This is a genomic window from Porphyromonas levii, from assembly GCF_018206105.1.
Classification (GTDB): Bacteria; Bacteroidota; Bacteroidia; order Bacteroidales; family Porphyromonadaceae; genus Porphyromonas_A; species Porphyromonas_A levii.
Window position 1 is genome coordinate 1 of record NZ_JADRGN010000053.1, and the last position, 11,555, is coordinate 11,555.

7 protein-coding genes, 1 tRNA gene and 1 pseudogene are annotated in these 11,555 nt (G+C 46.8%); 5 read left to right on the top strand and 4 right to left on the bottom strand.

Features of this window, described 5'->3' with window-relative positions; genetic code table 11:
• Window positions 1-82 precede the first annotated feature (82 nt).
• The 3 genes and pseudogenes from IX315_RS08810 to IX315_RS08820 all read right to left on the bottom strand — a co-directional run bounded on the left by IX315_RS08810 (window position 83) and on the right by IX315_RS08820 (window position 3,860).
• Window positions 83-1,219 (bottom strand): OmpA family protein, encoded by a 1,137-nt coding sequence (locus IX315_RS08810; RefSeq protein ID WP_211638772.1) that lies wholly within the window; start codon window positions 1,217-1,219, stop codon window positions 83-85.
• Between the two features lie 260 nt (window positions 1,220-1,479).
• Complete coding sequence (locus tag IX315_RS08815; protein WP_211837377.1) at window positions 1,480-2,895, bottom strand: Gfo/Idh/MocA family protein; 1,416 nt, start codon at window positions 2,893-2,895, stop codon at window positions 1,480-1,482.
• Between the two features lie 36 nt (window positions 2,896-2,931).
• Window positions 2,932-3,860 (bottom strand): annotated as a pseudogene (locus tag IX315_RS08820) (sulfatase/phosphatase domain-containing protein).
• Between the two features lie 86 nt (window positions 3,861-3,946).
• Between IX315_RS08820 and IX315_RS08825 the strand changes: the two are divergent.
• Window positions 3,947-5,635, top strand: coding sequence for a nucleoside kinase (locus IX315_RS08825; RefSeq protein WP_134849008.1), 1,689 nt, complete (start codon window positions 3,947-3,949; stop codon window positions 5,633-5,635).
• A gap of 302 nt (window positions 5,636-5,937) precedes the next feature.
• A complete protein-coding gene (locus IX315_RS08830) occupies window positions 5,938-6,330 on the top strand; it encodes an HU family DNA-binding protein (protein WP_018359388.1) in 393 nt (130 codons plus the stop codon).
• 87 nt (window positions 6,331-6,417) lie between these two features.
• On the opposite strand, the gene IX315_RS08835 is transcribed toward IX315_RS08830, so the two are convergent.
• Entirely contained in the window at window positions 6,418-7,653 is a 1,236-nt protein-coding gene (locus IX315_RS08835; RefSeq protein WP_211837378.1) for an alkaline phosphatase family protein, read from the bottom strand.
• Window positions 7,654-7,741: 88 nt separating this feature from the next.
• Here IX315_RS08835 and ruvC point away from each other — a divergent pair, with 88 nt between their 5' ends.
• The 3 genes from ruvC to IX315_RS08850 all read left to right on the top strand — a co-directional run bounded on the left by ruvC (window position 7,742) and on the right by IX315_RS08850 (window position 11,239).
• Window positions 7,742-8,299, top strand: coding sequence for a crossover junction endodeoxyribonuclease RuvC (gene ruvC / locus IX315_RS08840; RefSeq protein WP_018359386.1), 558 nt, complete (start codon window positions 7,742-7,744; stop codon window positions 8,297-8,299).
• A gap of 85 nt (window positions 8,300-8,384) precedes the next feature.
• Window positions 8,385-8,457 (top strand) — tRNA-Lys (locus tag IX315_RS08845).
• 178 nt (window positions 8,458-8,635) lie between these two features.
• Window positions 8,636-11,239 carry a TonB-dependent receptor gene (locus IX315_RS08850; RefSeq protein ID WP_167620587.1) on the top strand — a complete coding sequence of 868 codons (2,604 nt, stop codon included), beginning with the start codon at window positions 8,636-8,638 and terminating at the stop codon, window positions 11,237-11,239.
• The last annotated feature ends 316 nt before the right edge of the window (window positions 11,240-11,555 follow it).

The window sequence follows — 11,555 nt, forward strand, 5'->3', positions numbered from 1 at the left end:
TATTATTGCGATATAGACATATAAAAAAGGAGGTCGTAGACCTAAGCCTACGACCTCCTGTCTGATTTAGTATCCGATTGGATTACTTCTCTGCAGTCATGATAACTACACGGTTCCAAGCGTTCTCAGCATATGGCTGAACACCGTCACCCTTGTAGTCGATAGTGATCTGATCAGAAGATACACCGTACTCGTCAGTTAGGATACGAGCAACCTCACGTGCACGCTTCTCAGAGAGCTTCATGTTGAACTCTGAAGTACCAGTCTGTGCATCAGCATAACCTACAACTACTACAGGAGCATTGTTAGCCTTAACAAACTCAGCAGTATTGAAGATATTGATCATCTGGTTGCGGTCAACCTTAGCGCTACCAATACGGAAGAATACTACGTTCTCGCTCTTAACCTGAGTAGCTACAGCAGCAACCTCTGGGCACTCTGGGCAGCGTACTGGACGCTTGCTAAGCTCAGCATTCTGGCTACGTAGTGAGTTGATCTCGCTCTGTAGGCTATTAACAAGAGCGTAATCCATTGGCTCAACAGCCTCGAAGCCCGGGTTGATGTTGAAAGTAAGACCAGCGCGGAGCTGTGCGTTTGCAGCGATGTTGTCATTCTGTGGGAATGCAGCAACAGAAGGAGCGATGGTGAATGTAACAGCAGGAGCAATCTGGAAGTCCAAATTGATACCAGCATTAGCAGTAACCATGTTGTCAATGTTCTTGAAGTCGAACTTGCCACTACCCATCATTGCCTGGTAACCAACACCGATCCATGGCACAAAGTGGAATACACGGTCTGCCTTGTAAGGAGCGAAGTAGTTAGTAACATCAAATAGGAAGTCGAAGTGAGGGTTAAGAGCGTGATACTTAGGATACTTCTTGTTAACAGGAGCCTGGTATGGATTAGTTAGCCAATTCCAGTCAATCATCAGACGAGTACCGAAGTAAGGGTTGTGCCACTTACCAATACCTAGACCTGCAGTGTAGTTCATACGATCCATGAACTTAGCATCAGTCTTAGGAGTGCTCTTGAATAGACCCCAACCGAAAGCGTAGTCTACACCACCCTGAAGAGTGATGAACCAGTTGCCGCTATTAGGTAGGAAAGCTACATTCTTAGCTGGCTGATCTGCGAAATTTGAAGAAGTCTTAACCTCCTGTGCAGAAGCGCTTAGTGCGAATACACCTGCAAGAGCAAGTGCGATAAACTTTGTCTTCATAAAAAAACTCTCTAATTGTACAATCAATTAATTATTATTATTCAACATCAATCTTATCTCAAATACTAAATAGTACCAGAGACCCGAAAACTAGCCTTTATATCATATCGACACATCAGCCATTCTCAGACTTTATGCGACAAAGATAGCAATAACTATTGAAAAACCACACTATCCAGTCATTTTTTTATTCTTTTACCGACTTTAAGCCAAAGAAAACCTATCAGTACATGTATAAATAGGCTCTAGAAGACGGTAAATCAGTCTACGAAAGCATGGTGATAACCATCGACTAGATTCCAATACCCTCTTGTGAAGTCTGGCACTGCTACAGGCGCGGAGTTATGCTCAATAGAAAGTCTAGACAATGGAGAAATACAGCTCCACTCTGCCATATCATACACGTCCATATCTAGAGGCAGCCCATTGATTAGACAGTAGATAAGGCGGTAATCCATTATAAAGTCCATGCCTCCGTGACCTCCTACCTGCTTCGCCTTCCCCTCTAGCTCCGTATGAATACGATGCTTATTCTGCACTAGCAACTTCTCCTGCACCTCTTTGGGCAACCAAGAGTGCGAATTTAGATTCTCATGATCTGGTGCCACACCATTATCAATAGACTCTGACTTAAGTGCAAGAAGAGGCATAGGGTACTTAGAGGCATACCCTTTTGTCCCTGCCACATTGTATTGTCGGCTATAAGGGCGTGGAGTAGCCACATCGTGGTGCATCTCAATCGTTTTCCCCTTCTCGGTACGAATAAGGGTGAGCGTGTGCTGTCCGTTTTGAAAGTCGGTCACCACCTCATTACGGTTTTTCTTCAGCCACTCTGGGATGCTCACAGGCGCGGCATCCATAGAGACGAGATAGTTCATCTTATCACCGCGGTGCAGATTCATCACCTGCGCTGCTGGTCCCATCCCATGTGTCGCATACACATCGCCGCTCACTTGCTTATTGAAAGTCATGCGCCAGTCACCCTCATAATAATTCCAGAATTCCTCCAACTGATGGATGTATCCTCCCTCAGCATAGACAATCTCACCTAGCAAGCCCTTCTGGACCATATTAAGTATCGTAAGCTCATAGAAGTCATACACACAGTTCTCCAGCATCATACAGTGCTTCTGTGTACGCTCAGCCGTATTGATAAGCGCCCAAATATCCTCCAGAGAATGTGCTGCAGGTACTTCAACAGCCACATGCTTACCCTGCTCCATAGCATAGAGAGCCATAGGCACATGGTTGCGCCAGTCTGTCACAATATATATAAGGTCAAGATCATCACGCTCCACAAGTTGCTTCCAAGCGTCCTCACTTCCGAAATACTCCGCTGCCTTAGGCTTGCCATTCTTCTCTAGAATCTTATTGGACTTCTCCACCCGGTCTTGGTGAATATCACAAAGCGCCACTACTTCAGCACCAGGGATAAAGCAAAAACGCTCCACTGCACCAGGGCCACGCATACCGAGCCCTATCACACCGATACGCACCTTATCCATCTTCGGTGCTGCAAAGTTTACCATGTGATGCTGTCCCTCAGGGCGCACTGGCACTTTCGTCATAATCACCTCGGGGACTGCCGCTGCCCCCTTCTCTAGTGTTGCAGTGGTTCCACAAGCACTTAGCACTAGAGCCAATACAGACATCAAGAGCACAATTCTTTTCATCATAAGTTGTTGATCTATTTTATTCATTAATATATAATATTACTCCTCCAGTCTCTTAGCATTGAGTCGAAGTGCCGTAGTATCGCCATACTGTGTCTGAAGCTTGATTAGCTGAGTCATTAGTTCCCCGTTTACCCTAGCATACTCAGGGTTGTCATACTCATTGACCAGCTCATGCGGATCCTTTTTCTAGGTCATACAGCTCCCAGAAATCCCTATCATGATAGAAGTGCATCAGCTTGCACCTATCCGTCCTCACCCCATAGTGTCTCATCGCCATGTGCTCAGCTGGATACTCATAGTAATGGTAGTAAAGAGCGTCACGCCCCCCAATTGCTCTGCGCCCTTAAGCAAAGGCAAGAGAGAACGCCCATGCATATCGCTTGGTACCTCCACACCGGCTAGGTCTAGAATAGTAGGCGCAAGATCTATATTCTGCTCCAATTCCTCCACACTTCGAAGCGCACCGTATCATTTTGCATATTGATAAAGGTGGGGTTGTAGCACTCTCCCTGACCAGGCAGTATCTCCCAGTAATCAAATCCTGTTGGCAAGGTATGCAGGTGCCACTTGCCTATGATAGCCGTCTGGTAGCCTGCTTTCTGTAGGAGCTTAGGGAACGTTTGCTGGCGACCATCAAAACTACTTCGCTCGTTACTCGTAAAGCCATTGGCATGACTATGCTTACCCGTTAGGAGACAGGCTCGACTCGGTCCAGAGATACTATTCGCCACAAAACTATTATCGAACCGTACCCCACCCTCAGCTATCCTATCCATATTAGGTGTTTGCACATACCTACTATCATAGGCACTGAGCATCTGCTGCGTATGGTCATCAGCTTCTATGATCAAAATATTGTATCGCTTAGGCGCTCCATCTTCCGTCTTCACGCTTCCACATGAACACAGCAACACAGGCGCCACAAGCATAATCCCCCTCTCAATGGCTTTTTCTCCTCTTCGCATATACACCAACAAGCACAATGGTTTATTACCAAATCTGTATCTTTGCAAATATAGCAATAATATTCAAATAATTAAATAATTGATTAATGTATACTACAAAAGAAATAAATATCAGACTAGAAGGCAGTGAAGTAGACCTCTATTACCCTATTGGTATCACGCCATTCGATATCTTCCAAGAGCATGTCGGCACCCTTGAGGGCAGCCCCAAGGGATTACCCATGCTCGCATTGGTCAATAACAAACCTACCCCTCTCTCTCATCCGCTTCACCGTCCATGTCAGCTCTCTTTCGTAGGATACGAGACGCCCAATGGGCGCCGCACCTACACCAGTACGGTTGCATTCATTTTATACAAAGCAGCTGCTGATTTGGGATTCCCTCCGGTGGTGATTGAGCATGCGCTATCCAATGGGTATTATGGCATTATCGGGAGCCGCGAGACACATCCTACCACCGAGATGCTAGAGCAACTATCACGCCGTATGCGCGAGATCATTAGCGCCGACCTCCCAATCGACACTACATATATAAGGAGTAATGATGCCATAGAATACTTCCAACAACAAGGCAGGCATACCACAGCAGATCTCCTGACCCACAAGGGAGAGCACTACGTACGCCTTGTAGAGATGGACGGTTACCGAGATTACACATTTGAACCTCTACTCCCTTCCACTGGGATGATATGGGACTTCGGTCTCGATAAACAACGGGATGGCTTCCTACTACGCATGCCCAATCACCGAGATCCAGAGCAGCTCTACGACAGGGTACGACAGCCTAAGCAATTCGGAGTATTCAAAGATCACCTCGCCCTACTCAAGCTCATAGGGGTAGAGGATGTAGCACCGCTCAACCAAGCTATCCGAGAAGGGCGCTCCAATCAAATCATTACCCTCTCCGAAGCCCTCCAGGAAAAAGAGATAGCCTCTATCGCCTCCGAGATTGCCTCTCGATACGACCAAGGTCTCCGAGTAGTGCTCCTCTCCGGACCTTCCTCCTCAGGCAAAACAACAACTGCTAAGCGTCTCTCTACACAGCTAATCGCCAATCTCATATGGCCCTATGCCATCTCGCTCGACGATTATTATATCAATCGAGTAGATACGCCCTTAGACGAGTTTGGCAACTACGACTACGAGAGCCTCTACGCCATCGATCTCCCCAAGCTCCGAAGCGATATAGAGCTACTTATGGCAGGAGAAGAAGTACAGATACCTACCTATAATTTCGTGAAGGGCGAACGAGAGTACCGCAGCGGTAGCCAGATGAAACTGGAAAACCATGGCATACTTATAATGGAGGGGATACACGCACTCAACCCTGAGCTCCTGCAAGGGATTCCAGACGAAGCCATCTACCGCATCTATGTCTCTGCACTCACTCCGCTCTCTATAGATAGCCACAACTGGATCTCTACAAGTGACAACAGATTGATTCGACGCATGGTGCGCGATATGAAATTCCGTGGCACCTCTGCCGAGGAAACCATCATGCGCTGGACGGATGTACGCAGAGGGGAGGAGAAGTGGATTTTCCCTTACCAGGAGAATGCCGACATAATGTTTAATAGTGGCATGCTCTACGAACTTGCAGCCCTCAAGAGCCAAGCCGTAGAAGCCCTCAACGAGGTACAAGAGACGAGTCCAGCCTATCCTACTGCTAGCCGATTGCTAGAGTTCCTCAACCTCTTCGAGTCGCTCCCCTTCGAGTCCACGCCGCTCAACTCCCTCCTCCGAGAGTTCCTAGGCGGTAGTGCCTTCGACTATTAAACGCAAACAACGCACACCTATTATACTGTCCTTTTGGACTTTATATATAGACGATCATCTTCAATAGATACATGAGGGGCTCGCACCACCTATTATGACCTCATATAAGGTTGTGCGAGCCCCAAACGCGCCTAGCGCAAGCACCCGTTTTGGCTCGCGGAAGTAGGGAAATTTATTCCTAGGAAAAAATATATTTATCTGTACAAATAAAAATATTTATTTCTAGGAATAAATTTGTTTATCTCTAGGAATAAATTTATCTTTGCTAGTGAGTAGAATTAACCAATCAATATCAAGCAAATATGGCACAAGTAAAATTCAAAGTAGTAGAGCGTAAGACGCAGATTCCTAATAAGAGTGGGAAGAAGGTGGTGTACTCTGCCAACATGGTCAAACATGGCAAGACTACCACGAGACAATTGGCTGGGCAGATTAGCGAAAAGACCTCTTTCACCCGAGCCGATGTACTAGGGTTGCTGGAAGCTATCTCTTCCGAAATGCTGAAGGAGATGCTATTAGGCAAAAGCGTTCACCTTGAGGGTCTCGGTACTTTTTCACTAGATATCCGTAGCTCCTCTACCGAAAACCTAGAGGAATTCACGCATCGAAATATCGAAGGGCTTAAGATTCGCTTCACGCCCTCCACAGAGATGAAAGCCAAACTCATCGATGTTTCATACCGCGAAGAAAAATAAGCCATTAAATCTATTAAGCGCCACTTTACATCCCTATGGCAACTGTAAAGTGGCGCTTATTAGTTCCAGTTAGTACTTCTCACCAAGCTACTTACCAAGGAGTTTGTCAACGTCGGTCTCGGAAGCGTCATTAGGAGCAGGCGTAAGCCCTAGCAGACGGCACAAGAGCGGATAGATGGTAATATTGGGCACCCTCCCTACCTCTCTGCCCTTAGCAAAGGAGTCGCCCACGGCAAAGAAAATCGCTTGCATCTCAGGTAACTGATTGTCGAAGCCATGACCAGCAACTTTGCTCAGCTTTGGTGCTTCGCTAAAAAATACACTGGCACCCAAATCTGGCATGATCACGATATCTCCAAGGCGCTTCCCCTTATTGAAGTGAAATCGCTCGGACACCTCTGCTGTACGGTAAGCAGTGATATGAGGGACAGACTTCAACTTCTCTAGAGCGACATCTACATACTCCGAGTTTTTAGCATAGAGCAGAGCCGGTGCCCCCTCGACCACAAAAGAAAAGCTATCACGGGGGAGATAGTCCATGAGATTGACGACTTTATTGGGGTCATAATCTACCATTCCATGATCTGAGACCACGATAAAGTCTACTTGATCGGCAATCGGCAGCTGGGCGAGCTTGCTCCTGAAGTAGCCAATTACGCTATCCACACGAGCTACCATATCTAGCACCTCTTGGCTTTGAGTACCATTGTGATGCCCACAAGCATCAGGCTCCTCTAGGTACCATGTAATCAGGTGAGGACGCTCTGCCTCAGGCTTTTTGAGCCAAGCGATTACCGAATCGGCACGAGCGACAAAGGGCTCTCCCGCATTGAAGACCTTCCAATAACTTGGGCGCATCCCTTGGATCGGAGTTTCTGAGCCTACCCAGAAGTACGATCCAGCCTTCACTCCTTGCTTTTCGGCAGTATTCCAAATAGGTTCGCCTAGATAGAAATTGGGATTGTGCACCCGCTCTAGGTCACCTACCTTGTAGTAGTCCTGTAGCTCCTCGTCCCAAAAACTATTATTGACTAAGCCATGATTTTGGGGATGTAGCCCGGTGGCCATGCTGTAATGATTCGGGAAAGTATTGCTAGGATACATAGGTGAGAGTACTGCACGCACGCCCTCCGATGCCATCGCATCGAGCGCTGGAGTAGAAGCACGATCTAAATATTCTGCACGGAATCCATCTACCGATACGATTACCGCATACCTTTGTTGCGATGGTGTCTCCGTGACCGTCCATAACTTATAGCCGGCAAAGAGGGCGGCAAGCAGCACCACAAAAGAGAGCAGGGATGTGAGATTTCTTGAGTTCATAAGATTTATAACAATCCTTATTATGTATACATTATTCTATTCACAAAGGTAGCACAATATTCTCTTATTTATCGGTAACTTTGCCTATATGGCAGATCAAGTAATCATAGGCATAGACCCTGGCACCATTGTTATGGGGTATGGCATCCTCGGGGTGATAGGTGGAAAGCCTACACTAGAGGCGATGGGGCTATTGCGGCTAGATAGATACCAATCGCATTACTTGCGACTACAAAAGATTCAAGAAGCTGTGGAAGCGCTGATAGAGCGATATGCTCCTACTGATATGGCGTTAGAATCACCCTTCATGGGAAAGAATATACAGACGACACTGAAGCTTGGTCGTGCCCAAGGAGCAGCAATGGTGGCGGCAATGCGGTCTGGCATTTCGGTATCGGAGTACGCGCCAAGTACAATAAAGAAGATGATTACGGGACGGGGTAGCGCAAGCAAAGGTCAAGTGGCGGCGATGCTTCAATACATGCTAAAAATACCTGAATCGGCTATGATGAAAAAAAATGATGCCTCCGATGCCGTGGCGGTAGCTATGACCCATCATCTCGAGGCACTCCGCATCCAGAGCGGGAAGAAAGAGAAGTCGTGGCGGGACTATATTCGGAATAATCCCGACAAGGTGATAAAATAATTGCCCAATTATTTGGTCGGATAAAAATATTGTATTACCTTTGCATTCGCAAACGAGGAAGTAACCCCGCGAGCAACGAAAGAATGACTTGGTAGCTCAGTTGGTAGAGCAATTGACTCTTAATCAATGGGTCGAGGGTTCGAGCCCCTCCCAGGTCACGGAAAGGAGATAGATGAATGTTCATCTATCTCCTTTTGCTATACACCCCCTCTTCTCCCCAATAGTAGGTAATTGAGCCGTAATATTTACCGATAATTGGGGATGGTAGGAGAAGTCAATAGCTTGTATCTTTGCTATCGCAATCAAGTCACAAATTACAACATATTCAAAACATTTATGAAGTTAAGCCAAAGAGCGATTGCGATGGTTATGCTATTTACAATAGGAGGGGGCGTGATGGTCCCCTCCTTTGCTGCAACACTTCCATCGCAGAGGGTCGAAGCGCAAGTTACAGATGCCAACATTGTAGGACACGTGATAGACAAGGCTACAGGGGAGCATTTAATTGGGGTTGTAGTCCGCATCAAAGGTTCAGCCTATGGGACGACCACAGACACATCGGGGCACTTCTACCTCCGAAATCTGAAGCCAGGAAGCTACACGATAGAAGTATCTGGTGTGGGCTACCAAAAGACAACGCAGACGATTACGGTAGTGGAGCACAAGACAATAGAGATAAATATAGCGCTAGAGGAGGATGTCTTTAATCTCCATGAAGTAGTTATCTCGGCTAATCGCCAACAAACACTTAGGAAGTATGCACCTACGCTCGTCAGCGTGATAGACAACAAAGCATTTGAGACAAACAATGCTACCAACCTCGCTCAGGGGCTATCATTCCAACCAGGTATTAGAGTAGAGAACAATTGTCAGAACTGTGGCTTCAATCAAGTGCGTATCAATGGGCTTGATGGGAGGTTTTCTCAAATCCTAATAGATAGTAGGCCTATCTTCAGTGCTCTAGCTGGAGTTTACGGACTGGAGCAGATCCCTGCAAATATGATAGAGAGAGTAGAGATCGTGAGAGGAGGAGGTTCTGCCCTTTACGGCTCGAGCGCTATTGCCGGTGTCATCAATATTATCACACAAGAGCCGGTATCTAATAGATTTGAAGCCTACGAGAACCTCACGATGACTGGTATGACAACACCAGACAATACAGTAGGGTTCAATGCTTCCATTGTCGGATCTGATGGACGAATAGGAGGGACTGTATTTGGTCAAGCTCGCGACAGAGGCGCTTGGGATGCCAATGGCGACGGTTTTAGCGAGGTAGGAATGATTAGAGGACGATCAGTTGGTGCTCATGGCTTCATTAGGCTATCAGAGTTCGATAGGATTACAAGTGAGTTGCATACGCTGCAAGAGTACCGCAGAGGTGGAGACAGACTTGACCTACCGGTACACGTGGCAGCTGTTGCCGAACAGACAGACCACACCATCTATAGTGGCAACCTGAAGTATGACCACAACTCTCTTAACCTCTTGCATCGTCTGCAAGTATTTGCTTCGGGGCAAGTAGTGAAACGAACCAGCTACTACGGAGGCATTGGGGATGCTAATGTGGGGAAACTTGGATTTATCCCTAAGAAAGAGTTTGGAACCAACTTTGGAAATACCACGGGAAAGACATTCCAAGGAGGCTTGCAATATAGCTACGAATGGGATACAGCGCCTATAGCGCCTATCAAGTTCCTAGCAGGAGTGGAATACGTATACGATAGCCTTTACGATATCATGCCTATCCGAGCATGGGAGAAAGATACAAAAGGTAATTCGCTCAACCCTCCTATTGATCAGCGCATTCACAATGCGAGTCAGATAGCACAGGCCGAATGGGGCAATGATTACTGGACAATCCTACTCGGCATGCGAATGGACGAACACAGCGCAATCAAGAGTAGTAAAGGGGGAATAAGGCCAATCATCAGCCCGAGAGCCACAGTACGCTACAACCCTTCCGAATATTTTAATATCAGAGCTAGCTATGCTAAGGGATTTAGAGCTCCACAAGTCTTCGATGAGGATCTCCATGTGGGCGTCGTAGGAGGAGAGGCTCAAAGAGTCTACAATTCCCCTAACCTCAAACCAGAGGAAAGCCACAGCTTCAGCCTGAGTACAGATATGTACTTCACTATAGGTGCGGTACAAACCAACTTCCTTATCGAAGGATTTTATACCAAGTTAGTAGGCGCATTTACTAATAGAGAGCGTACGGATGCGCCGAAGTTAGGGTTCCAGGTATTCGACAGGGTAAACGGTTCGGGCGCACAGGTATATGGTATTAATCTCGAAGCTAAGGCACACTGGAACAAACTTAACGTACAAGGAGGACTAACTCTAGCTCGCAGTTTATGGGATGCGCCACAAGAATGGGGCAATAGATCACTCCTCGCTAAGGAAGATGCAAATGAGCCGAAAGAGGTAAATACATTAGTAGATCATGGTCCAAGCACGCTTGCTGGATTCAATATGGAAGAGGGTGAAGTAGCAATGACCTCTAAGCAGATGCTTAAGACGCCAAATATCTATGGTTATCTGACGGCAAGATACAATCCTGTAACCCCTCTCACCCTATCCCTATCGCTCAACTACACGGGGAAGATGTATGTGCCACACGTAGTTACTGTAGGGCAGATGGCAGAGGTAAATGACATACATATGGTAAAGAATGGGCTCAGGCCCAATACTACAGAGCTTAAGAAAGCACCTCGATGGGATAGACTAGAGGTATCGCCCAACTACTTTGATCTAGGTGCCAAGGTAAGCTACGATATCAAAGTATTCAATACCTCAATAATCCAGCTATACCTCGGGATGCACAATATGCTCAATTCATTCCAAAAGGATTATGATGTTACAGGCAATAGAGATAGCGGATACATTCATGGTCCTACTACTCCTCGGTCGTTCTATTCTGGACTGAAGATAATACTCTAAGGAGACTGTTGCACGGTGGCGAACTACTGCATTACTTTCGACATTCGGCTTCGGTCACGTACGTGAGTACGCTCCCGTCAGCCTCAGTCTCAGTGCCTTGCATTTCACCACCGTGCAACGTCTCAGCCGATTTGCTTGCAAATCGGCGAGAATGGCACTTCGTGCAACATTCTCCTAAGGTGTGATACCAATATGATAATAGGCTACGCCCCGAACTCGGGTCGTAGCCTAATATCGTATTAGAGCACTCCTATCGTAACTCTCCCAAAACGGGCGTGTAAGGAGAGAATAAAATAGCCTGTAGGTACGATTTGGC